This is a genomic window from Streptomyces sp. NPDC091387 (assembly GCF_044756945.1).
Taxonomy (GTDB): Bacteria; Actinomycetota; Actinomycetes; order Streptomycetales; family Streptomycetaceae; genus Streptomyces.
The window spans coordinates 182,789-205,494 of record NZ_JBIVTZ010000016.1; the positions used below are offsets into that span (position 1 = coordinate 182,789).

General features: G+C 71.8%; 18 protein-coding genes. 9 read left to right on the top strand and 9 right to left on the bottom strand.

The annotated features are described in order from the left end of the window. Positions 1-77: 77 nt before the first annotated feature. On the bottom strand, positions 78-1,778 hold the full coding sequence (gene paaN / locus ACIQM0_RS30275; RefSeq protein ID WP_401292624.1) for a phenylacetic acid degradation protein PaaN: 1,701 nt from the start codon (positions 1,776-1,778) through the stop codon (positions 78-80). Between the two features lie 123 nt (positions 1,779-1,901). On the opposite strand from paaN, the gene ACIQM0_RS30280 reads away from it, so the two are divergent. Then, positions 1,902-2,495, top strand: a complete 594-nt coding sequence (locus ACIQM0_RS30280) for a TetR/AcrR family transcriptional regulator (protein ID WP_385345623.1) — start codon at positions 1,902-1,904, stop codon at positions 2,493-2,495. A gap of 27 nt (positions 2,496-2,522) precedes the next feature. Here the strand turns inward: ACIQM0_RS30280 and ACIQM0_RS30285 are convergent, their stop codons facing one another. Then, on the bottom strand, positions 2,523-3,029 hold the full coding sequence (locus ACIQM0_RS30285) for an Lrp/AsnC family transcriptional regulator (protein WP_401292705.1): 507 nt from the start codon (positions 3,027-3,029) through the stop codon (positions 2,523-2,525). 273 nt (positions 3,030-3,302) lie between these two features. Between ACIQM0_RS30285 and pdhA the strand changes: the two genes are divergently transcribed. The 7 genes from pdhA (at position 3,303) to ACIQM0_RS30320 (ending at position 11,760) form a co-directional block, all read left to right on the top strand. Further along, positions 3,303-4,466: a pyruvate dehydrogenase (acetyl-transferring) E1 component subunit alpha gene (gene pdhA, locus ACIQM0_RS30290; RefSeq protein ID WP_401292627.1), complete on the top strand. Its 1,164-nt coding sequence runs from the start codon at positions 3,303-3,305 to the stop codon at positions 4,464-4,466. After that, on the top strand, positions 4,463-5,494 hold the full coding sequence (locus ACIQM0_RS30295; protein WP_401292630.1) for an alpha-ketoacid dehydrogenase subunit beta: 1,032 nt from the start codon (positions 4,463-4,465) through the stop codon (positions 5,492-5,494). The genes pdhA and ACIQM0_RS30295 overlap by 4 nt, the downstream gene beginning before the upstream one ends. After that, on the top strand, positions 5,494-6,879 hold the full coding sequence (locus ACIQM0_RS30300; RefSeq protein ID WP_401292631.1) for a dihydrolipoamide acetyltransferase family protein: 1,386 nt from the start codon (positions 5,494-5,496) through the stop codon (positions 6,877-6,879). Before ACIQM0_RS30295 ends, ACIQM0_RS30300 begins: the two co-directional genes overlap by 1 nt. Before the next feature lie 111 nt (positions 6,880-6,990). Beyond that, positions 6,991-7,839: an NTP transferase domain-containing protein gene (locus ACIQM0_RS30305; RefSeq protein ID WP_401292632.1), complete on the top strand. Its 849-nt coding sequence runs from the start codon at positions 6,991-6,993 to the stop codon at positions 7,837-7,839. Beyond that, on the top strand, positions 7,836-9,533 hold the full coding sequence (locus tag ACIQM0_RS30310) for a molybdopterin molybdotransferase MoeA (protein ID WP_401292634.1): 1,698 nt from the start codon (positions 7,836-7,838) through the stop codon (positions 9,531-9,533). The genes ACIQM0_RS30305 and ACIQM0_RS30310 overlap by 4 nt, the downstream gene beginning before the upstream one ends. Before the next feature lie 20 nt (positions 9,534-9,553). Then, the gene (locus ACIQM0_RS30315) at positions 9,554-10,627 is read left to right on the top strand and encodes a potassium channel family protein (RefSeq protein ID WP_401292708.1); all 1,074 of its coding nucleotides are present in this window, start codon (positions 9,554-9,556) and stop codon (positions 10,625-10,627) included. A 143-nt stretch (positions 10,628-10,770) separates the two neighbouring features. Then, complete coding sequence (locus ACIQM0_RS30320) at positions 10,771-11,760, top strand: NAD(P)H-quinone oxidoreductase (protein WP_401292637.1); 990 nt, start codon at positions 10,771-10,773, stop codon at positions 11,758-11,760. A 187-nt stretch (positions 11,761-11,947) separates the two neighbouring features. Here ACIQM0_RS30320 and ACIQM0_RS30325 read toward each other — a convergent pair whose 3' ends face one another. The 6 genes from ACIQM0_RS30325 to ACIQM0_RS30350 form a co-directional block, all read right to left on the bottom strand. Then, positions 11,948-12,496 carry a bacterial proteasome activator family protein gene (locus tag ACIQM0_RS30325; protein ID WP_363021052.1) on the bottom strand — a complete coding sequence of 183 codons (549 nt, stop codon included), beginning with the start codon at positions 12,494-12,496 and terminating at the stop codon, positions 11,948-11,950. Between the two features lie 131 nt (positions 12,497-12,627). Further along, entirely contained in the window at positions 12,628-15,489 is a 2,862-nt protein-coding gene (locus ACIQM0_RS30330; RefSeq protein ID WP_401292640.1) for an FtsX-like permease family protein, read from the bottom strand. Then, positions 15,486-16,253, bottom strand: coding sequence for an ABC transporter ATP-binding protein (locus ACIQM0_RS30335; RefSeq protein WP_401292643.1), 768 nt, complete (start codon positions 16,251-16,253; stop codon positions 15,486-15,488). Before ACIQM0_RS30335 ends, ACIQM0_RS30330 begins: the two co-directional genes overlap by 4 nt. 198 nt (positions 16,254-16,451) lie before the next feature. After that, positions 16,452-17,060: a PadR family transcriptional regulator gene (locus ACIQM0_RS30340; protein WP_401292646.1), complete on the bottom strand. Its 609-nt coding sequence runs from the start codon at positions 17,058-17,060 to the stop codon at positions 16,452-16,454. A gap of 83 nt (positions 17,061-17,143) precedes the next feature. Further along, positions 17,144-17,848 carry a hypothetical protein gene (locus tag ACIQM0_RS30345; protein WP_401292649.1) on the bottom strand — a complete coding sequence of 235 codons (705 nt, stop codon included), beginning with the start codon at positions 17,846-17,848 and terminating at the stop codon, positions 17,144-17,146. 189 nt (positions 17,849-18,037) lie between these two features. Continuing rightward, positions 18,038-19,675: a protein kinase gene (locus tag ACIQM0_RS30350; RefSeq protein ID WP_401292651.1), complete on the bottom strand. Its 1,638-nt coding sequence runs from the start codon at positions 19,673-19,675 to the stop codon at positions 18,038-18,040. A 349-nt stretch (positions 19,676-20,024) separates the two neighbouring features. Between ACIQM0_RS30350 and ACIQM0_RS30355 the strand changes: the two genes are divergently transcribed. Continuing rightward, positions 20,025-21,659: a protein kinase gene (locus ACIQM0_RS30355; protein ID WP_401292654.1), complete on the top strand. Its 1,635-nt coding sequence runs from the start codon at positions 20,025-20,027 to the stop codon at positions 21,657-21,659. Between the two features lie 29 nt (positions 21,660-21,688). On the opposite strand, the gene ACIQM0_RS30360 is transcribed toward ACIQM0_RS30355, so the two are convergent. After that, complete coding sequence (locus ACIQM0_RS30360) at positions 21,689-22,681, bottom strand: phosphotransferase (protein WP_385034829.1); 993 nt, start codon at positions 22,679-22,681, stop codon at positions 21,689-21,691. Between the last annotated feature and the right edge of the window lie 25 nt (positions 22,682-22,706).

The following is a 22,706-nucleotide window of genomic DNA, read 5'->3' on the forward strand; positions in this document are numbered from 1 at the left end:
CTCTGCCCCCGGGCCCCCGGTCCTCAAACGCCGGACGGGCTGAGTGGTGTGCCGGACGGGGTGACGGGAAGCGCCCGTCAGCGCTGGCGGCGGACTTCCAGGGTGCGGAAGCGGTTGGAGACGAAGGCCCCGTCGCACAGGGCCGCGTTGGCCGCCGGGTTGCCGCCCGAGCCATGGAAGTCGGAGAACGCCGCCGTCTGGTTCACGTACACCCCGCTGGTCAGATTCAGCGAGAGCTGGGCCGACTCGTCCAGGCAGACGTCCACCAACGCGTCCTCCACCTCGGGTGATGTGGTGTACGCGCCCACCGTCATCGCGCCCTTGTCGCGGATCGTGCGGCGCAGCAGCTCCACGGCGTCCGCCGTCGAGTCGACCGCGACCGCGAACGAGACCGGGCCGAAGCACTCCGACAGGCAGGGGGAGTCGTCGTCCGGCTTGGGGCCGTCCAGCTTGACGATGAGCGGCGTACGGACCACCGCCTTCGGGAAGTCGGGGTTGGCCACCTCCTTGGAGGGCAGAGCGACTTCGCCGAGCTTCGCGGCCTCCTCCAGACGGGCCCGGACATCCGGGTTGACCAGGGCGCCGAGCAGGGCGTTCGCCCGCGCGTCGTCACCCAGGAGCCCGGTGACCGCCGCGGCGATGTCGCCGACCACGTCGTCGTACGTCTTCTCGCCGATGTCCGTCGTGATGCCGTTCCGGGGGATCAGCAGGTTCTGCGGGGTGGTGCACATCTGGCCGCTGTAGAGGGAGAGCGAGAACGCCAGGTTGGAGAGCATGCCGCGGTAGTCGTCGGTGGAGTCGAGGACGATCGTGTTGACCCCGGCCTTCTCCGTATAGACCTGTGCCTGAAGGGCGTTGGCCTCCAGCCAGTCACCGAACGCCGTGGAACCGGTGTAGTCGATGATCCTGATCTCCGGTCGGACCGCCAGGGACTTGGCGATGCCCTCGCCCGGCCGCTCCGCGGCCAGGGCGACCAGGTTGGGGTCGAAGCCCGCCTCGGCGAGCACCTCGCGCGCCAGCTGGACCGTGAGGGCCAGCGGAAGCACCGCACGGGGATGCGGCTTGACCAGGACGGGATTGCCGGTGGCGAGAGAGGCGAAGAGGCCCGGATAGCCGTTCCACGTGGGGAAGGTGTTGCAGCCGATCAGCAGCGAGATGCCGCGGCCCGCCGCGGTGAACGTCTTGTGCAGCTCGATCGGGTCGCGCTTGCCCTGCGGCTTGGACCAGTCCGCGGTGTGCGGGGCGCGGACCTGCTCCTCGTACGCGTACGCCACCGCTTCCAGGCCGCGGTCCTGGGCGTGCGGGCCACCGGCCTGGAACGCCATCATGAAGGCCTGCCCGCTGGTGTGCATCACCGCGTGGCCGAACTCATGGGTGCGGGCGCTGATCCGGGCCAGGATCTCCAGGCAGACCAGGGCCCTGGTCTCCGGTCCCGCCGCGCGCCAGGCCGGCATACCCGCGCGCATCGCCGGGATCAGGACGTCCGGATCGGCGTGCGGGTACTCGACACCGAGCTCCGGTCCGTACGGGGAGACCTCCCCGCCCGTCCATCCGTCGGTGCCCGGCTGGCCGAGATCGATACGGGTGTTCAGCACGGCGTCGAAGGCGGCCTTGCCCTCGGCGGCGCCCAGGCTGCCGGGGGAGCCGCCCTCGCCGTACGCCTTCGGGTGCTCGGGGTGCGGGGACCAGTAGGCACGCGAGCGGATCGCGTCGAGGGCCCGGTCGAGCGTGGGGCGGTGCTTCTCGGTCAGCAGGTGCGGGGAGAGCTCGGCGGCCATGACGGACCAACTCCTCATCGAGCTGGGCAGGGACGGGCGGACAGAGTTAGAGTAACCGAACGATCGGTCGGGACAAGGGGCCCCACGAAACCTGTGGACAACTCGTAGGGGAGGATCGCTGGCATGACCACGGCCAAGCGGGACACGTACACCCCGGAGACTCTGCTCACCGTCGCTGTCCGTGTATTCAACGAGCGCGGCTACGACGGCACGTCCATGGAGCACCTCTCGAAGGCGGCGGGGATCTCCAAGTCGTCCATCTATCACCATGTGACCGGCAAGGAAGAGCTGCTGCGGCGGGCGGTCAGCCGGGCGCTGGACGGCCTCTTCGGAATCCTCGACGAATCGGGTGCGACGCGAGGCCGCGCGATCGGGCGGGTCGAGTACGTCACCCGCCGTACCGTCGAGGTGCTGATAGCCGAACTGCCTTACGTCACGCTGCTGCTGCGGGTGCGGGGCAACACGAAGACCGAGCGCTGGGCGCTGGAGCGGCGGCGCGAGTTCGACCAGCGGGTGGGCGATCTGCTCAAGGCCGCGGTCGCGGACGGCGACCTCCGCTCCGACGTGGACATACGCCTCGCGACCCGGCTGCTTTTCGGCATGGTCAACTCGCTGGTGGAGTGGTACCGGCCGTTGCCGGACGGCGGTGCGGAGCGGGAGCAGCTCGCGGACACCGTCGTGCAGCTGGCCTTCGACGGCATGAAGTCCAGCCGCTGAGCGCGTGTTACGGCAGTTGTTCTCGTCTCAGGTGAGCTCTGTGGGGCGGTCGGGGCCCGGGGCCAGGTCCGTCTCCTCGAACACCAGCAGGGTGCGGGTGGAGAGCACCTCCGGGATGGACTGGATCCTGGTCAGCACCAGATCGCGCAGTGACTGGTTGTCCTGCGTGTGCACCAGCAGCAGGACGTCGAAATCGCCGCTGACCAGCGCGATGTGCGTGGCTCCCGGCAGCGCCTGGAGCTGCTCGCGGACCGTGCGCCAGGAATTCTGGACGATCTTGAGCGTGATGTAGGCGGAGGCCCCCTGCCCCGCCCGTTCGTGGTTCACCCGCGCGCTGAAGCCCCGGATCACCCCGTCGTCGATGAGCCGGTTGATCCGGGCGTAGGCGTTGGCGCGCGAGACGTGGACGCGATCGGCCACCGACCGTATCGAGGTGCGGCCGTCCGTCTGGAGCAACCGGAGGATGGCACGGTCGATGGAGTCGAGCGGCCGTGCCGGAGGAATCCGGCCGGGGTCCTCGCTCCCGTCGGCCATTTGTTCAGCTGCCATGTTCCCGCGCCTCCCTGTCCTGGACGAGCTGTCTCCATCCCAGGCTGTGGAGAACCGTTTGTCCACAGGCTGACGGCGCCTGTAGCCAAAATGCGCTCGCGACCGAACAATCGGTAGGTGAGGCACACCACATACGTGTCTCGCGTAGTGCTTGATATATGGACATATTTCACCACCCCTCGATACCCCTTCGATATCGGGCACCCCTGATGTCGAAAGCTGCCGCTCGATACCCCTCGTTGCCAGGAGGTGCTTGTCATGACGGTCCAAGAGCTGCCCGGCGCGGCCGCCTACCGGCCCACGCCGCCCCCGGCGTGGAAGCCGCTCACCGACCCGGCGCCGCTGCTCCCGGACCCCGAGCCGTACCGCGTGCTCGGTACGGACGCCGCGGCCGACGCAGATCCCGAGCTGCTGCGGCGGCTCTACACCGAGCTGGTGCGCGGCCGGCGGTACAACACCCAGGCGACCGCCCTCACCAAGCAGGGCAGGCTCGCCGTCTATCCGTCGAGCACGGGGCAGGAGGCCTGCGAGATCGCGGCCGCCCTGGTGCTCGAGGAGCGGGACTGGCTCTTCCCCAGCTACCGCGACACACTCGCGGCCGTGGCGCGGGGGCTGGACCCGGTCGAGGCGCTGACGCTGCTGCGAGGCGACCGGCACACCGGCTACGACCCGCGCGAGCACCGCATCGCCCCGCTCTGCACCCCGCTCGCCACCCAGCTGCCGCATGCCGTGGGCCTGGCGCACGCGGCGCGGCTCAAGGGGGACGACGTGGTCGCGCTCGCCATGGTCGGTGACGGCGGCACCAGTGAGGGCGATTTCCACGAGGCGCTGAATTTCGCGGCCGTCTGGAAGGCCCCGGTCGTCTTTCTCGTGCAGAACAACGGCTTCGCCATCTCCGTACCGCTGGCCAAGCAGACCGCGGCACCCTCCCTGGCGCACAAGGCCGTGGGGTACGGGATGCCGGGCCGGCTGGTCGACGGGAACGACGCGGCGGCCGTGCACCAGGTGCTCTCCGAGGCGGTCCAGCGGGCCAGGAGCGGTGGCGGCCCGACGCTCGTGGAGGCCATCACCTACCGCATGGACGCGCATACGAACGCCGACGACGCGACCCGCTACCGCGGCGACAGCGAGGTCGAGGCGTGGCGGGCGCACGATCCGGTCCAGCTCATGGAGCGGGAGCTGACCGGGCGCGGACTGCTCGACGACGACGGCATAGAGGAGGCGCGCACGGCCGCCGAGCGGATGGCCGCCGGACTGCGCGAGCGGATGAACGCGGATCCGGTGCTCGACCCGATGGATCTCTTCACCCATGTGTACGCGGAGCAGACCACCCAGTTGCGTGAGCAGGCGGCCCGCCTGCGCGTCGAGCTGGACGCGGAGAACGAGCAGCACGGCACGGACGACGGGGGAGCAGGGCGATGACCACCGCAGCGGCCACGGCCGGAGAGCGGACGGCGAGGGCCAAACCCGCCACCATGGCGCAGGCCCTCGGGCGTGCGCTGCGCGACGCGATGGCGGAGGACCCCTCCGTGCACGTCCTCGGGGAGGACGTCGGGACGCTCGGCGGTGTCTTCCGGATCACCGACGGCCTGGCGAAGGAGTTCGGTGAGGACCGTTGCACCGACACCCCGCTGGCCGAGGCCGGCATCCTCGGGGCGGCCGTCGGCATGGCGATGTACGGGCTGCGGCCCGTCGTCGAGATGCAGTTCGACGCCTTCGCCTATCCGGCGTTCGAGCAGCTCATCAGCCATGTCGCCAAGATGCGGAACCGGACCGGGGGCGCGATGCCGCTGCCGATCACGGTCCGGGTGCCGTACGGAGGCGGAATCGGCGGCGTCGAGCACCACAGCGACTCCTCCGAGGCGTATTACATGGCGACCCCCGGTCTCCACGTAGTCACGCCCGCCACGGTCGATGACGCCTATGGGCTGCTGCGGGCCTCGATCGCCTCCGACGATCCGGTGGTGTTCCTGGAGCCCAAGCGGCTCTACTGGTCGAAGGCGGACTGGTCGCCACAGGCGCCCGCCGCCGTGGAGCCCATAGGGCGGGCCGTCGTGCGCCGGTCCGGACGCAGTGCGACGCTGATCACGTACGGGCCGTCGCTGCCCGTCTGCATGGAGGCCGCAGAGGCCGCGGTCGAGGAGGGCTGGGACCTCGAAGTCGTCGATCTGCGCTCGCTGGTGCCGTTCGACGACGAGACGGTGGCCGCGTCCGTGCGGCGCACCGGCCGTGCGGTCGTCGTCCACGAGTCCACCGGCTTCGGCGGTCCGGGCGGCGAGATCGCGGCCCGGATCACCGAGCGCTGCTTCCACCATCTGGAGGCGCCGGTGCTGCGCGTCGCCGGTTTCGACATCCCGTACCCGCCGCCGATGCAGGAGCGACACCACCTGCCGGGCGTGGACCGGGTGCTCGACGCCGTCGCGCGACTGCAGTGGGAGGCGGAGCACTGATGCCGCAGGTACTCGAGTTCAAGCTTCCGGATCTCGGTGAGGGGCTGACCGAGGCCGAGATCGTGCGCTGGCTGGTGGAGGTCGGCGATGTCGTCGCCATCGATCAGCCGGTCGTCGAGGTCGAGACGGCCAAGGCGATGGTGGAGGTGCCGTGCCCGTACGGGGGCGTGGTGACCGCGCGGTTCGGCGAGGAGGGTGCGGAACTCCCGGTCGGGGCACCGTTGCTGACGGTCGCGGTCGGGTCCGTGGAGCCGTCCGGGAGTACGGCGGAATCCGGGTCCGGTACGGGGGCCGCCGGGGCGGAATCGTCCGGGTCGGGCAATGTGCTGGTGGGGTACGGGACCGGCGCGCCGGCGGTGCGCCGGAGGCGGGTCCGCCCGGAGGGACTCTCGGCGCCGGCCGCCGCTCCCGCCACCTCCTTTACTCCCGTTCCTTCCGTTGCTCCTGTGTCCGCTGAGGCCGCAGCGGGTTCCGGCGTCGTTCCGGGCGGGGTACGGGGGCCGGTCGCCGTTGTCTCCCCGTTGGTGCGCAAGCTCGCGCGGCAGCACGATCTCGATCTGCGGCAGCTCTCCGGCTCCGGGCCCGACGGGCTGATCCTGCGGGCCGACGTGGAGTCCGCCATCCGGTCCGTTGCCGAGGCCCCGCAGCAGGCCGCGGTGACGGACCGGGCACCGGTGCGTCCGGCCGGTGAACGGGTTCCGTTGCGCGGAGTACGGGGCGCGGTCGCCGACAAGCTGGCGCGCAGCCGGCGCGAGATCCCCGACGCCACCTGCTGGGTGGACGCCGATGCCACCGAGCTGATGGCGGCCAGAGCGGCGATGAACGGCGCCGGTGGTCCCGGTGCCGGGCCCAAGGTGTCGGTGCTCGCGCTGCTCGCCCGTATCTGCACGGCCGCCCTGGCCCGGTACCCCGAACTCAACTCCACGGTGGACCAGGAAGCGCGGGAGATCGTGCGGCTCTCCGGTGTCCACCTCGGGTTCGCGGCCCAGACCGAGCGGGGGCTCGTCGTCCCGGTCGTACGGGACGCGCAGGCGCGCGACACGGAGTCGATCGGGGCCGAGATCACCCGGCTCACCGAGGCCGCCAGGACGGGGACGCTGAAGCCGGCGGAGCTTACCGGTGGCACGTTCACGCTCAACAACTACGGGGTGTTCGGGGTCGACGGTTCCACCCCGATCATCAACCACCCCGAGGCGGCGATGCTCGGTGTCGGCCGCATCGTCCCCAAGCCGTGGGTGCACGAGGGGGAGCTGGCCGTCCGGCGGGTCGTCCAGCTCTCGCTGACCTTCGACCACCGGGTCTGCGACGGCGGCACGGCGGGAGGCTTCCTGCGCTACGTGGCCGACTGTGTGGAACAGCCGACGCTGCTCTTGCGGATGCTGTAGGCACGGCCGCCGGTTCTCCTGCTGCTGGTTCTCCCTGTTCCGTTCCGCGTTGATCCACGGGATCGCGGACGGGGAGGACCCACCGGGGCGGACGGCCCGCATACTCGGGGCATGACCGCGTATGACGCCATCGTTCTCGCCGGAGGTGCCGCCAAGCGGCTCGGCGGCGCCGACAAGCCGGGGCTCCGGATCGGTGGCCGTGCACTGCTGGACCGGGTGCTCGCTGCCTGTTCCGACGCCGGGACCACGGTGGTGGTGGGGGGCAGACGGCCCACGGTGCGCCCGGTGACCTGGGCGTGTGAAGAGCCCCGGGGCGGCGGTCCGTTGGCCGCGCTCGGTGCCGGGGTGCGGCACACGGCGGCGGAACGCCTGCTGGTGCTCTCGGCCGATCTGCCGTTCCTCGGCGCGGACACGGTCGGGTCCCTGCTGGCGGCTGTCGGCCAGGGCGACCACGAGGGCGCCGTCTGCACCGATCAGGACGGCCGTGACCAGCCGCTGGTGGCCGTCTACCGGGCGGAGCCGTTGCGCCGCGAACTGGCTCTGCTCGCCGCTGAGCACGGTGGACTCGCCGGACTGCCCCTGCGGTTGCTGACGCACGAGCTGCGGCTCTCCCGGGTGGCTGCGGACCCGCTCGCCTCGTTCGACTGCGACACCTGGGAGGACATCGCTTCGGCCAGGGCCCGGATCAGAGACCATGGGACCGTGCTGGACGAATGGATCACCGCAGTCAAGAACGAACTGGCCATCGAGCTCGACGTCGACACCGCCGTCCTGCTCGACCTCGCCCGTGACGCCGCCCACGGCGTCGCCAGGCCCGCCGCGCCCCTGACGACCTTCCTGGTCGGGTACGCGGCGGCGAAGGCGAGCAGCGACGGGGGCGGACCCGAGGCGGTGGCCGAGGCGGCCCGCAAGGCCGCCGCGCTCGCTCTCCGGTGGGCGGACGAGACCGAGACGCCATGACGGGCCGCAGCGGTAGTACCGGGCGGCTCCGGCGGCCCCCGGCTGCCGCGAAAACCGTCGCCGAGCCCGCCGAGCCAGCCCAGTCCCGCGAGCCCGCCGAGCCCGCTCACTCCTCCCAGTCCTCCAAGTCCGCTGACGCCGCAGCGCGCCGCGCAGCCGAGGCCGAGGCCGACGAGGAGCGGGCCGTCGCGCAGGCCCTCGCGCTGGTCGGCCGACGGCCGTACAGCGACGCGCGCCCTGAACCCGGTCCCGGCCCCCGCCCCCGCCCCGGACCTGAAACGGCCAGTGGCCCCGACCGGTCCCGCAACCAGTCCCCCGACCCCGACCAGTCCCCCACCCCATCCCCATCCCCATCCCCCGCAGCCGCCTCCGATCCCACCCCCGCCTCCGAGGACGAGCACCGCCCCGGTGCGCGCGGCCGGCGGCGTGCCCACGCGACCCCGTGGGGCGAGGCCCGTGCCGTCGCGGCCCGCGCCGGGCGCCAGGTTCCGCCCCGCACCGGACGCCTCTCCCTCGACCACGCGCTCGGACACGTGCTGGCCGAGCCGCTCGCCGCGCTCACCGATCTCCCGTCCTTCGACACCTCCGCCATGGACGGCTGGGCCGTCGCAGGGCCGGGGCCGTGGTACGTCCGGGAGGACGGGGGCGTCCTCGCCGGCCACGCCGCCCCCGCGCCGCTCCCCGACGGTGACGCCGTCCGCATCGCCACCGGCGCCCGTATCCCGGCCGACGCCACCGCCGTCATCCGGAGCGAACACGCCCAGGCCGACGCGGCCAGGGGGCTGCTGTACGCGTTGCGGCAGGTGAGTCCCGGGCAGGACATCAGGCCGCGCGGACAGGAGTGCCGCTCCGGGGAGCAGCTCCTCCCCGCCGGAACGCTGGTGACGCCCGCCGTTCTCGGGCTGGCCGCTGCCGCCGGGTACGACGAACTGCTCACCCGTCCCCGGCCGCGCGTCGATGTCCTCGTCCTGGGCGACGAACTGCTGACGGCAGGGCTGCCCCACGACGGGCTGATCCGTGACGCACTCGGCCCGATGATCGGCCCCTGGCTGCGCGCGCTGGGCGCCGAGGTCTCCGCCCCCTGCCGCCTCGGTGACGACGCGGAAGCCCTCCGGCAGGCGCTCGTCCTCTCCGAAGCCGATCTGGTCATCACCACCGGCGGCACCGCCGCGGGACCGGTCGACCATGTGCACCCCGTGCTCGCCGATCTGGGGGCCGAGTTGCTCGTCGACGGTGTCGCCGTCCGTCCTGGACACCCCATGCTGCTGGCCCGGCTCCGTGCCGGGGGGCCGTATCTCGTGGGGCTGCCCGGCAACCCCCTGGCCGCCGTGTCCGGGCTGCTCACGCTTGCCGAGCCGCTGCTCAGCGGGCTGGCGGGCCGGACGTCGCAGGGCCTCTACCGCGTCGCGGTCCGTGGCGACGTGCACGGCCACCCGCACGACACCCGGCTGGTCCCCGTGGTCCACCGCGCTGAAGGCCCCGGTGAGTTCGGCCACAGTGGCGCCGGAACCGGCGAGGGGGCGGATCACGTCGTACCCCTGCATTACAACGGTCCCGCCATGCTGCGCGGGATCGCCGCCGCGGACGGGCTGGCCGTCGTGGAGCCGGGCGGGGTACGGTCCGGCACCGAGGTGGAGATCCTCGATCTACCGTGGGCCCCGGCGACGCCGTGGACTGAAGGGTGTTTCACGTGAAACTTCCCGGCCATGACGCGATGGCCAGGCGTGCCGAGGAGCATGGCGTACCCACCCGGGTGATGCTTCCGCGCCGGGTCGTCGACGGACCGGCTCGACAGGTCGCCAAGCGGCTGATGATGGCGCTGATGGTGCTGGCTGCCACGGTGCTGATCGTCTGGGTCGACCGCGGCGGCTATCACGACGCGGCCGATGGCAAGGTCGACCTCCTGGACGCGGTCTACTACGCGACGGTCACCCTCTCGACCACCGGGTACGGCGACATCACCCCGTACAGCGACGGCGCCCGGCTCATCAATGTGGTGCTCGTGACACCGCTGCGCGTGCTCTTCCTCATCATCCTGGTCGGCACCACCCTTGAGGTCCTCACGGAGCGGACCCGGGAGGACTTCCGGCTGAAGCGTTGGAGAACCAACTTGCGTGACCACACCGTCGTCGTCGGCTTCGGCACGAAGGGCCGCTCGGCCATTCAGACCCTCTGCGCGACCGGCCTGAAGAAGGAACAGATCGTCATCGTCGACCCGGCGTCCAAGGTGATAGAGATCGCCAACGCCGAGGGGTTCACCGGAGTGCTCGGTGATGCGACACGCAGCGATGTGCTGCTGCGGGCCGAGCTGCAGAAGGCACGTCAGATCATCATCGCCACCCAGCGGGACGACACGGCGGTCCTGGTCGCGCTGACCGCGCGCCAGCTCAACCGCGGCGCGAAGATCGTCGCCGCGGTGCGCGAGGAGGAGAACGCCCCGCTGCTGCGGCAGTCCGGTGCCGACGCCGTGATCACCAGTGCCAGTGCGGCGGGCCGGCTGCTCGGCCTCTCCGTACTCAGCCCCAGTGCGGGCACGGTGATGGAGGACCTGATCCAGCAGGGCAGCGGGCTCGATCTGGTCGAACGGCCGGTGATAAAGGCCGAGGTGGGCAAGAACGTCCGCGAGACCGACGATCTCGTGGTCAGCGTGCTGCGCGGTCACCGGCTGCTCGGTTACGACGATCCGGCGGCCAGCCCCCTCCAGCTGACGGACCGGCTGATCACTATCGTGCGGGTCACGAATGCACCGCCCACGAGCCACACCCCGCCGACAGCCCCGCGCCCCTGACCCGGGCCACCCCGATCGCACCCCGCCGCAGCCGTCGGCACCACGCCGCAGGGCATCGCGCCGCAGGGCACCGCGCCGCAGGGCACCGCGCCGCAGGGCGCCGCACCGCAGGGCACGGCACGGCACGGAGTAGCCTCGCGGCCATGCATGCGATCACGATCCCCGAACCCGGTGGCCCCGAGGCGCTCGTGTGGGCCGAGGTGCCCGATCCCGTACCCGGTGAGGGCGAGGTCCTCGTCGATGTCGTCTCCAGCGCGGTCAACCGTGCGGATGTGCTCCAGCGGCAGGGGTTCTACAACCCGCCGCCCGGGGCCTCCCCCTACCCGGGTCTGGAGTGCGCGGGCCGGATCTCCGCCGTCGGCCCCGGTGTCACCGGCTGGTCGGTCGGCGACGAGGTCTGCGCGCTGCTGGCCGGCGGCGGTTACGCGGAGAAGGTCGCCGTACCCGCCGGGCAGCTGCTCCCCGTACCGGCCGGACTGGACCTCGTCCTCGCCGCGGCGCTCCCCGAAGTGACCGCGACCGTCTGGTCCAACGTGTTCATGGTGGCCCATCTGCGCCCCGCAGAGACCCTGTTGGTGCACGGCGGGTCCAGCGGCATCGGCACGATGGCGATCCAGCTCGCCAAGGCGGTCGGCGCCCGGGTCGCGGTGACCGCGGGAGGACCCGGGAAGCTGGCACGCTGTGCGGAACTCGGTGCCGACATCCTGATCGACTACCGGGAGCAGGACTTCGTCGAGGAGCTCGGCAGGGCGACGGACGGTGCGGGCGCCGACGTCATCCTCGACATCATCGGTGCGAAGTACCTGGACCGGAACGTGCAGGCGCTCGCCGTCAACGGCAGGCTCGCGATCATCGGTCTCCAGGGCGGCGCCAAGGGCGAACTCAACCTGGGTGCCCTGCTGACCAAGCGGGCCGCCGTCACGGCGACCTCGCTGCGCGGCCGCCCGCTCGCCGAGAAGGCCGCGATCGTCGCGGCCGTGCGCGAGCACGTCTGGCCGCTCATCACCGACGGCGTCGTGTGGCCGGTGGTGGACCGTACGCTGCCGATGCAGGACGCGGCCGAGGCGCACCGGGTGATGGAGTCCAGCACGCACATCGGCAAGGTGCTCCTCCGCTCGCCCGCAGCCGCCTGAACCACCCGACCCGAACCCGAAAGGCCCGCCACCCGAAAGGCCCGCCACCCGAAAGGCCCGCCGGACAAAAGGCCCGCCGGACCCGACGGACCCGGCACCCGAAGAGCCCGGCACACGAACAACGTGTGCCGGGCTCTTCGGGCGTTCTGACAGATCGGCAGGGGCGTAAGGGGGTACGGGACCGGGGTTACAGGTACGGGCCCGATCGGATCGCCCCGTGCGGGTCGCCGCCGCCTTCCTCCTCCTCGTGACCACTGCCGGGAGGCAGGGCGCGGCGCATCTGCTCCAGTTGCGCGCGGGCCGCCATCTGCTGGGCGAACAGCGCCGTCTGGATACCGTGGAAGAGGCCCTCCAGCCAGCCCACCAACTGGGCCTGCGCGATCCGGAGTTCCGCCTCGGAGGGAACCGACTCCTCGGTGAACGGGAGCGAGAGCCGCTCCAGCTCCTCCACCAGCTCCGGCGCGAGGCCGTCCTCCAGCTCCTTGACCGAGCTGGTGTGGATCTCCTTCAGGCGTACGCGGCTCGCCTCGTCGAGGGGCGCCGCCCTGACCTCCTCCAGGAGCTGCTTGATCATGCTGCCGATGCGCATGACCTTCGCGGGCTGTTCGACCATCTCCGTCACCGGGACCTCGCGCGACTCGTCGTCAGTGCCACCGCCGCCGATCGCCATTCCGTCCTGTCCCACCACGAGGACTTGGGGGTGCTCCTGCGACCGTTCATTCCTCGGCATCTCCATGTCGTCCATTGTCTCGCACACCTGCCGGACAGCACTGTGGTGCCCCCGGAAAGGTGTGATCCACCCTTTCCGGGGGCACCGGAACCACCGCGGAGCAGCCGGTCAGCCCGCTGACCGGGCCTCCCGCCCGGTCATCCGGCGCGCCGCGACAGCGACAGCCGGGAGCGGGTGAACACCGCCGCCAGCAACCCGGCCAGCAGCGGGACGACCACGGCCAGCAGCCCGATGGTCGCCCAGGGCAGCACGATCGGGGTGTACGCGGACTCCATCGGGTCCAGCCGCATCGCCTTCAGCGCGTTGCGCAGGTCGATCAGGCGCAGCGCCACCGCGGGCAGCAGCCCCGCGGCCGTGCCGAGCAGCACCCCGGTGAGCGCCACCACCAGGCACTGGAACCCGGACAGCCTCCGCCGCACCCCCGGGGGCGCGCCCACCGCGCTGAGCGTGGTGAGGTCGGCCTCCGCGTCGGCCTTGGAGAGCCCGGTGGTGATCGCGGCCGCGCCCATGGTCACCACTCCGGCGAACAGCGTCAGCACCAGCAGCATGATGTCCTCGCGGTCTCTGGATTCGGTTCCGGACTGCATGTAGACGTTCCCGCCGGCCTGCTCGATCGAGGCCTGGATCCGCTGCTGCTGGGCGTCCGTAGGAGGGTGGGAGACGGCGTACACCGTGCCGTACTTCGCGGTGTGCAGGCCGAGCCGCTGGGCGGTTTTCTCCGGCATGATCATGCGGATTCCGGGTGTCTCCGTGTACTTCGCGTCCGCGACGTACACCTTCATCCGGTCCGTCGTCGTCCTGGCCGGTCCCGGATGCAGGGCGCGGTTCTTCTTGTCCTTGTCGCTGTACCGGTGGACCGCCTTGACCGTGACCTGGCCGTCCTTCGCGTACGCCCGGTTGAGCAGCACGGGGATGCCCGCCTCCAGCGCCTTGGCGGCGGCCGGGTCGTCGAGCTTCACGTACGTCTTCAGCAGCGACGCGTCGCCCACGACGATGTTGCTCCCGCCGCCGCCGAAGGTGTTGATGGTGTAGCGCTCGTCCACGCACTCGGGGGAGTGCATCATGCTGCGGTGCTCGTCGTCGCTCAGCCGTACGGCGAGCTCCTTGGCACCCTTGCTGTTGAGCGGGCAGGTGTGCCCCTTGCCGGTGGGCTTGACCAGGTCCAGCTTGCCGCAGCTGTCCTCGTCGTCGTAGTAGGTGTCGCAGTCACTGCCCGCCCAGACCCGGGAGATCCCGGCGGGTCCGCCGGTGGGCTTCATGTTCCGCTCCACGGCCGCCTGCGCCAGCGGGAGCTGCCCGGGTGCCGCGTTGCCCTCGTCGTCCATGGTGTACAGCACGACCGCGTTCGGGCTGAGCATCGGCGTGTAGTCGTACTCTCCCTCGGCCGCCTGGCTGGACATGTACGTGGCGATGGCCACCGAGCCCGCGACCGCGGCCATGACCGCCGCGACCGCCGGAGCCGTTCGTCCGCGGTTGCGGGCCGCGTCGCGCAGCGCCATCCGGGGCGAGAGCGGCAGGGTGCGGCCGAGCCGGCCGAGCAGCCCGACGATCACCGGGATGCAGCAGAGGAGCCCCAGCTCGGCGACCACCGAGCCGGCGGCGACCCCGGTGGAGTTGCCGGTGGTGCCGCCCAGGACGGCGATCGCGATGCCGAGGCCCATGACGCAGGCGCCCACGATCGGCAGGACCCGGGAGCCGCGCCGGACCCCGCGGTGCCCGGTGAGCGATTCCAGTACGGACTGACGGCCCGCCACGATCGCCGGGGCCAACGCCGCCAGCACCCCGGTGACCAGCCCGACAGCGGCGATGACCAGCAGTTCCTTCGGATTCAGGGCGAGCGAGCCGAAGCGGTTTCCGGCCCGCTCCTCGATCAGCGGCCGGAACACCGCCGTCAGCGCCAGCCCGGCCACCACCCCCACCACGGCTCCGACGCCGCCGAGCACCAGCCCGCCGGAGAGGACCACGGCCCGGACATGGCGCCGGTCCCCGCCGCAGGTGCCGACGAGGCCGAGCTGACGGCGCGAGCGGCGCGCACCGACGGCGAAGGCCGGTCCGGCGAGCAGCACGACCTCCAGGACCGCCATGGCGACGACCGTGATGAGGGCCGCACTGAGCTCGTCGGAGTTCCCGGACGGGTAGTTGTTGCTGCCCCGCTTCCGGATCAGCGGGACCTCGGAGTCCGGCGGCGGGTCGAGGACGACCTGACGGGAGGCGACGAGGGCGCCCTTCTTGTTGGCCGCCATCACGTCCGGCCAGCTGACGCCCTTTCCGTTGTTCGCCTTCACCAGCCAGGTCAGGTCGCCGGCGTTCGGCGGCAGCACCTTCTTGTCGCGGGCGGCGGTGGCCTTCCACGGGGCGATGACCGCGCCCGGGTCGGCGTACAGCGCCTTGGCCGCCAGGTTGTCCGGCTGCTCGACCGCGCCGGTGATGGTGTACTTCTGCTCCGGTCCGCGCACGGTGATGTGTGAACCGACGTGCAGCCCGGTCGACTTCAGGAACGGCTCGGTGGCGACGATGTCGCCCGTGCCCTTGGGGAACGATCCGTCGACGAGGTCCACCTTGCCGCGCGCCAGCGGGTCCGCGGTCCGGAACTCGGTGATGTCCGCGTTCGCGACGCCGTACCCGGTGGTGACGCTTGCGGGCACGGACTGGATGCTGATGCCGCGCGCACCCTTGGGGAACGCGGTCCGCAGGTCGAGTGCGGGAATGTCCTCGGGCGACGGCGCGGTGTCGCTGAGGGGGCGGTAGTCGTCCCCGGTGACCGACTGGTCCAGGGGGCCGGCCTGCGAGTCGTTGAACAGCGCGTCGGCCGAACCCATCTGAGCCGTCAGCTTCTCGGCGGTGGTGAGCTCCACACTGCGGTACGTCACATCGAGCGCGGTGACCCCGAGCACGGGCACGGCGATCATCGCGACCACCAGTGCGCTGCGGCCCTTGGCGCGCAGGGCGTCGCGCCGGGCTATCCGGAGGGCGGCGCGCCACCCCGTGAACACGCTCACTCGCCGCTCCCGGCGGCGAGCAGCGAATCGGCCCCGACGCTCAGCGTCTGGTCGACGATCGAACCGTCCCGCAGGAAGACGACCCGGTCCGCCCAGGCGGCGTAGCGCGGTTCGTGCGTCACCATCACCCCGGCCGCGCCCTGGTCGCAGCGTTTGCGCAGCAGCGCGAGGACGGCCTCGCCGGTCTCGGAGTCGAGCGCCCCGGTCGGTTCGTCGGCGAGCACCAGGCGCCGGTCCCCCACCAGCGCGCGGGCTATCGCGACGCGCTGCTGCTGGCCGCCGGACATCTCGTCCGGGAAGCGGTCCCCGATCTCCAGGAGGTTCATCTCCTCCAGGGCGGCACGGGCCTCCTTGCGCGCTTTGCGCACCGGGATGCCGTCGAGCTCACGCGGCAGGGCGACGTTCTCGGCGGCGGTCAGGGCGGGGATCAGGTTGTAGTCCTGGAAGACGTAGCCGACGCTGCGGCGGCGCAGGGCGGCCACGCCCTTGCGGCCGAGCGAGGAGATGTCCTGGCCCTCGATGACGACGTGGCCCGAGGTCGCGGTGTCGAGGCCGCCGGCGATCGTCAGCAGGGTGGACTTGCCCGAGCCGGAAGGGCCCATCACGGCGACGAGCTCACCGGCGTGAACCGACAGGTCGATGCCGCGCAGGGCGTGCACCTCGGCGATGCCCGTGCCGTGCGTGCGGGTGAGTGAGCGGAGTTCGAGCACCGGCGCATCCACCGGTAGGGGCGGGGCGGCTGGGGACGGGGCGTGCGGTGACATGACGGGTGGTTCCCCCTAGAAGCGGTTCTGTGGTCGGTGTCGCGGTGTCGCGGTGTCGCGGTGTCGCGGTGTCGCGGTGTCCAGGCCAGCGGCCGAGTGGCCGAGTGGCCGAGTGGCCGAGTGGCCGAGTGGCCGAGTGGCCGAGCGGACGGGACCCGGGGCCGTGGTCTCAGCGGTGTGGGGCCGCCGGGCCGTGGCTCAGCGGCGTGCGCGGGCCCGTGCGGTACGTGCGGGGCCGGGCGTGGCCGCCGGGGTCTCCGGCTCCGTGGCGGCGGCCTGGGCGAGACGGACCAGCCGGGACTCGCAGTGGTCCAGCCAGCGGGCCTCCGCCTCGGCCTGGAAGATCAGCTGTTCCAGTACGAGCAGCCAGGCGACCTCGTCGCGGTTGGCGGGCTCGTCGGCGAGGGCCTGGGCCTTGAGGCGCGTGTAGTCCTGCATGGCCTTGACGGTGTGGTGGCGCTGGGACTGGATGACGGCCCGGATGTCCACGCCGGGGGCGCCGACGGCCATGGCGAGCTTGATGGCCAGCTCGTCGCGGGGCGGACTGCTGCGGTCGACGGGGGTCTCGAACCAGTTGCGCAGCTCGGCGCGCCCCTCGTCGCTGATCGAGTACAGGGAGTGCCCCTGGTCGTCCTCGCCGTCCTGGGCGACCAGGCCGTCCCGCTCCAGTCTGCCCAGCGTCGTGTACACCTGCCCGACGTTGAGGGGCCAGGTGGAGCCGGTGCGGGACTCGAATTCGGTGCGGAGCTGGGAGCCGTAGCGCGGCCCCCGTTCCAGGAGGGCGAGCAGCCCGTGGCGGATCGACATACTGAGTATGTATACCGAGTATGTTGCCGGGTGCAAGTTCCGTGACCTGGTGCGGAGGGGCTGAACCGGTCCGGGCGCGGCGGTCAGTCGGTGCGGCGCATACGCAGCGCGAGGAAGCCGAGACCCAGCCCGACCAGGGAGATTCCCACGCCGAGCGACATCTCCTGGACCTGGCGTACGGCCGGTCCGTCGAGGGCCTGCCGCGCGAGCCGGCCGGTCTCGGGCGAGGCGCTGGCGTCAGGGGTGACGGCCGGCACCGCGGCGGGGTCCGTCGCGGTGGACTCCTCCTCGTCGGCCGATTCGGCGGCGTCGTCCGCCCGTGCGATCTCCTGGGGCGTCAGCTGCCGCCCGGGGCGCTGCCGTCCCTCCCCGGTGAGCAGTCCGGCCAACGGCGACTGTCCGTCCCCCGGCCGCGGCGGTCCGCCGCTCGGGGAGGGCGATCCGGAGGCGTCGGACGAGGGGCCCGCGTGGGCGGACGGCAGGGGCTCGGGCGGTGCGGGCGCGGCCGAGGGGCCCGCGGTCGCGCCGGGCCCGTACGTCGTGGAGGGATCGGCCGACGGCGGCACGGTGGGGGTGGCGGACGGCGTCACACCGGGCAGAGGGCCGGCGGGGGAGCCGGACGGGGCGCCGGGCGGGCCGGGTGGGTGCGCGGAAGGCTCCGTGCTCGCCGCCGTACGCGGTCCCGCGGCCGCCTCGCCGCCCGTCAGGGACCCCAGGGTCGCGGCTGCCGTCAGTACGAGGCAGGCCACGCACCGTGAGGGCCGCGAGGGGAGGTGTCCTGAAGCCATGTGGTCAGCGTCACATGTGACGGTCCGTCCGGCATCTCGGGTGATGCGCGTCCGGTGCCGGAGCGCGCGCCCCAGGGCGCCGGCCGTCGCCCAGGCGCCGGGTCTCTGGCCGGATGGCCGCATCGGTGGATGGCCGGACGGCCGCATGGGTGGACGGCCGCATGGCCGCATGCCGATTACGTACGGAAACTAGGCCGGATCGCCGGTGGAAACCTTCAGCTCGAAGTGTGCTCCGACCTTCGAGATGGCAGTTCCGGACGTCGGGAACTGGTCGACGACCTGGTCCTCGGCGTACGCGTTCCCCGGCTCCTTGATGATCTTGATGGTCCAGCCCGCCGCGTCCGCGCACGCCCGCGCGGAAAGGATGTCCTTGTAGATGAACCGGGGGGCGTCGACCTTGTTCGGGTCGTCGGAGTTCTCCATCGCGTCCGTGCACTTATCGGTTTCCATCGTCCGGTTCCGCTCCGGACCGCGGTGCTCGCCGGCCGGGGACTCGCTCGACGAGGCGTCGGCGCCCTTGTCCGTGTCGTCCTTCATCGACAGGACCGTGATCAGGCCGCCGATCGCTATCAGCGCCACCACGATCGAGCCCACGATCACCGGAACGTTTCGCCTGGAGCCGCCGCCAGAAGAGGGGGACGCCTGCTGCGGCGAGACCGAGTACGGCGGCGGGGTCTGCTGCTGCATCGGCGACATCGGCGCCTGGCTCTGGTACGCCGGGGCCGACTGGGGGTAGCCGTACGACGGGGCCGGCGTCGGCGGACCGTAGGGGCCGGGCTGCTGCTGCGACTGGTACGGGCCGGGCTGGTACGGCGTCTGGACGTGCTGCGGAGCCGGGGCGGACTGGTCGACCGGCGGGAACACCGCGGAGCCGACGCCGGAGCCGCTGTTCGCCGGGGCGCCGGTGCCGCTGATGATCACCGGGGCGCTCGTCTGGCCGCTCGCGCCAAGCACCCGCGTGATCTCGTCCTGCATCGCCGCGGCGCTCGGGAAGCGCTCGTTCGGGTTCTTCTTCAGCGCACGGGCGACGAGCGCGTCCATCGCCGGGGTGATCGACCGGTTGATGCTGGAGGGCGCGACCGGCTCCTCCTGCACATGCGCGTACGCGATGGCGAGGGGCGAGTCAGCGTCGAACGGGATGCGGCCGGTCAGCAGCTGGAACAGCATGATGCCGACCGAGTACAGGTCGGAGCGGGCGTCGACCCCGCGGCCCAGGGCCTGCTCGGGGGAGAGGTACTGCGGGGTGCCGACGACCATGCCGGTCTGCGTCATCGACGTGACACCGGACTGCATGGCGCGGGCGATCCCGAAGTCCATGACCTTCACGATGCCGCGCTTGGTCACCATGACGTTGCCCGGCTTGATGTCGCGGTGGACCAGGCCCATTTCGTGGCTGGTGTCCAGGGCGGCCAGCACATCGGCCGTCACCTTGAGCGCCTTGTCGGCGGGCATCGCACCGTGGGCGCGGATGTCCGACTGGAGCACGGAGCCGAGCGGCTGCCCCTCCACGTACTCCATGACGATGTACGGCATCAGCGCGCCACCGAGCTCGTCCTCGCCGGTGTCGAAGACGGAGACGATGTTGGTGTGCTGGAGCTTCGCGACCGCCTGGGCCTCGCGCCGGAACCGCTCGCGGAAGGACTGCTCGCGTCCGAGTTCCGTGTGGAGCGTCTTGATGGCGACCTGCCGGTCGAGCGCGGAGTCGTACGCCAGATATACGGACGCCATCCCGCCTTCGCCGAGCAGGTCACGCAGCTGGTAGCGGCCGCCGGCGACCGAACCGCCCGCGTAGCGACCCTGGGCCCCTTGTGCGCCGTCCTGGCTCATGACTTGCTTCCCCCTCGGGCGCGCTGCTCACGCGAAGATCCGTATGAGCGCCAAGTCTGCCCGAGGGGTCCGACACGTCAAGCCGGGTGCCCGTTCCGTGACCCTACGCACAAGAAGCGTCTCGGAAGCGTTACAGGACCCGCATGTAATTTGCGTGTGCGGCTCGTCAGCCGGTTGGATGGCCGGTCCCTCTCGAAATCGGTGTGTCCGACGAAGGCTGTAGCGTGACGTGGCAATGCAGCAAGGGGCTTTCGTGCGGACCGGGCCGAACCCGGCATGATCCGAACGGAAGGGCCCAAGGCACCGTGAGAACCCGCGGACGCGCGGACAGAAACGACGGCGAGGACTGATGGCACCCGAACCCGAAGCAAACGGCGGCGGAGTTCCGGATGGCACCGACTCCTGGGGCATCGGCGGTGTTGTCGGCGACGGGCGTTACCGGCTGACCCACCGGCTCGGCCGGGGAGGCATGGCCGAGGTGTTCGCGGCCGAGGACGTCCGGCTCGGACGTACGGTCGCCGTGAAGCTGCTGCGCTCCGATCTCGCGGAGGACCCGGTCTCCAAGGCCCGGTTCACGCGTGAGGCGCAGTCGGTCGCAGGGCTCAACCACCATGCGGTCGTGGCGGTGTACGACTCCGGCGAGGACACCGTGGCCGGGCAGACCGTCCCGTACATCGTGATGGAGCTCGTCGAGGGCCACACCATCCGCGACCTGCTGCTCAACGCCGAGCCCCCGCCTCCGGAGCAGGCGCTGATCATCGTCTCCGGGGTGCTTGAGGCGCTCGCCTACTCGCACCAGCACGGGATCGTGCACCGGGACATCAAGCCCGCCAACGTGATCATCACGCACTCCGGCGCGGTCAAGGTGATGGACTTCGGCATCGCCCGTGCGCTGCACGGCGCGCAGTCGACGATGACGCAGACCGGCATGGTCATGGGGACGCCGCAGTACCTCTCCCCCGAGCAGGCGCTGGGCAAGGCGGTCGACCACCGCTCCGACCTGTACGCCACCGGCTGTCTGCTGTACGAACTCCTGGCACTGCGGCCCCCGTTCACGGGTGAGACGCCGCTCTCCGTCGTGTACCAGCACGTTCAGGACATTCCGGTCCCGCCGTCGGAGGTCTCCGACGCGGTGCCCGCGGAGCTGGACGGGCTTGTCATGCGCTCGCTCGCGAAGGACCCGGACGACCGGTTCCAGAGCGCGGAGGAGATGCGCGGGCTCGTCCAGTACAGCCTGCAGATGCTCCAGGTCCAGGGCGGCCACACCGGTACGTGGAACACCGGCCCGGTCGTGATGCACGAGGGCGGTGCCACCCCGCCCCGGGGCATGACCGGCGCCACCCGTGCGATGGGGCACCCGCAGCACGGGGACACCTCGCAGGGGCCGATCCTGCCGCCGATGAACCCCGACGACGGCGGATACGACGGCGGCGGCAGCGGCCGGGCGGGCGGCGGCGGTGGCCGCGGCAAGCTGTGGCTGTTCGTCGTGCTGGCACTGATCGCGATCGGTGCGGGCGTCGCCATCGCGGTCAACGCGACGAAGGGCGGCGGCGAGAAGCCGAAGGACAAGCCGACGTCGACGTCCAGCTCGCCCTCCCCGACGAAGAGTTCGCCCTCGCCGAGCGAGGAGCAGAGCGAGGACACCCAGCTGCCGGGGAACTCCACCGGCAATCAGCAGGAGACGCCGCCGAGGCGCTCGTACAGCCCGTCGGCCACCCCGAGCAGGACCGAGGAGACCCCCACGCCGAGCCCGACGGACACGGCCCCGGGCACGGCGACGGACGGCGGTTCGAGCACTGACACGGGTGGCACGGCGACGGACGGCGGTTCGAGCACCGACACGGGCGGCACGGCGACCGACGGCGGCGCCAACGGCGACACGGGCGGCACGACGCCGGCCGGCGGAGCGGCCGGGGAGCCGGGCGGCACCGCGGAGGGCGCCAGCGCCGGCACCGCCGCGGGCACGGTGGGCACCGGCCAGTGAGCCGCCACCGCACCCCGTAGCCACCGTCCTCACTCCGTGAAGGCCTCGCACACCGCGTCGTACTCACGGGTCCACCACACCGCCAGGGCCGACACCGCAGGGAACTGCGGGTCGGCCCTTCGGTCGTTCAGGCAGTAGCGCCAGCGCAGTATCCAGAAGTCGTTGAGCCGCTCCCACCACACCCGGTGCACCGCGGCGGCCAGTTCGGCGGCCCCGGCCCCGGCCGCCCGCCGGTAGGCGCGGGCGTACGCCCGTACCTTCACCAGCTCCAGTTCACCGGCGGGCTGGACGAAGAAGATCGCGGCGGCCCGTACCGCCTCCTCCGCGCGGGGCTGCACGGCGAGGCGGTCCCAGTCGAGGATCGCCACCGGGTCGGCGTCCCGGTAGAGCACGTTCAGCGGGTGGAAGTCGCCGTGCACCCAGCCGGTCGCCGGAACCCCGGGGGTGGGCGGCCGACGGCCCGCGTGCTGGTCCAGCAGGGTGCGCCGTTCCAGGAGCCGGTGCTCGGCCAGTTCGTCGAAGGAGTCGCGGGGCCGCCGGCCGCGCGCCGCGACCAGCAGCTCGTCGATCAGCGCGAAGGTGTCGGCGGGGTCGGGGCTCGCATGGCCGGTGGGTCTGCCCGCGGCCCCCGCGCCCGTCTCCATCACCTGTTCAAGACCGGTGTGTACGGCTCCGAGGAGCGCCCCGAGCCGTACCGACTGGTCCACGGTGAGCTGGGCGCCTGCCCGGTGCAGTCCGTCGACCCAGGGGTGCAGGGCGTAGCAGCGGCCGCCGATCTCGGTGACGGTGCCACCCTCGTTGTCCTCGATGGGTGGGGCGACCGGGACCCCGAGTGACTGGAGCCGTTGGGTGGCACGGTGCTGGCGGACGATCGTGGCGCGGTCGCCGGTGGTGTCGTCCAGGTGGTGCTTGAGGAAGTAGGAACCGCGGGTGGTGGAGACCCGGTATCCGTGGTTGAGCAGGCCTTGGTCCAGGGGTTCGCAGGTGAGCGGTTCACCTGTGTGCGGGTAGCGGCGGAGCACCTCGCCGACCGGGGGAACAGGCGGG

Coding starts and splice junctions, on each gene's coding strand:
- ACIQM0_RS30335 (WP_401292643.1), bottom strand. CDS start 16,253: ATGTCACCGCACGCCCCGTCCCCAGCCGCCCCGCCCCTACCGGTGGAT.
- ACIQM0_RS30340 (WP_401292646.1), bottom strand. CDS start 17,060: ATGTCGATCCGCCACGGGCTGCTCGCCCTCCTGGAACGGGGGCCGCGC.
- ACIQM0_RS30350 (WP_401292651.1), bottom strand. CDS start 19,675: ATGAGCCAGGACGGCGCACAAGGGGCCCAGGGTCGCTACGCGGGCGGT.
- ACIQM0_RS30305 (WP_401292632.1), top strand. CDS start 6,991: ATGACCGCGTATGACGCCATCGTTCTCGCCGGAGGTGCCGCCAAGCGG.
- ACIQM0_RS30315 (WP_401292708.1), top strand. CDS start 9,554: ATGGCCAGGCGTGCCGAGGAGCATGGCGTACCCACCCGGGTGATGCTT.
- ACIQM0_RS30300 (WP_401292631.1), top strand. CDS start 5,494: ATGCCGCAGGTACTCGAGTTCAAGCTTCCGGATCTCGGTGAGGGGCTG.
- ACIQM0_RS30325 (WP_363021052.1), bottom strand. CDS start 12,496: ATGGAGATGCCGAGGAATGAACGGTCGCAGGAGCACCCCCAAGTCCTC.
- ACIQM0_RS30320 (WP_401292637.1), top strand. CDS start 10,771: ATGCATGCGATCACGATCCCCGAACCCGGTGGCCCCGAGGCGCTCGTG.
- paaN (WP_401292624.1), bottom strand. CDS start 1,778: ATGGCCGCCGAGCTCTCCCCGCACCTGCTGACCGAGAAGCACCGCCCC.
- ACIQM0_RS30295 (WP_401292630.1), top strand. CDS start 4,463: ATGACCACCGCAGCGGCCACGGCCGGAGAGCGGACGGCGAGGGCCAAA.
- ACIQM0_RS30355 (WP_401292654.1), top strand. CDS start 20,025: ATGGCACCCGAACCCGAAGCAAACGGCGGCGGAGTTCCGGATGGCACC.
- ACIQM0_RS30345 (WP_401292649.1), bottom strand. CDS start 17,848: ATGGCTTCAGGACACCTCCCCTCGCGGCCCTCACGGTGCGTGGCCTGC.
- ACIQM0_RS30310 (WP_401292634.1), top strand. CDS start 7,836: ATGACGGGCCGCAGCGGTAGTACCGGGCGGCTCCGGCGGCCCCCGGCT.
- pdhA (WP_401292627.1), top strand. CDS start 3,303: ATGACGGTCCAAGAGCTGCCCGGCGCGGCCGCCTACCGGCCCACGCCG.
- ACIQM0_RS30280 (WP_385345623.1), top strand. CDS start 1,902: ATGACCACGGCCAAGCGGGACACGTACACCCCGGAGACTCTGCTCACC.
- ACIQM0_RS30285 (WP_401292705.1), bottom strand. CDS start 3,029: ATGGCCGACGGGAGCGAGGACCCCGGCCGGATTCCTCCGGCACGGCCG.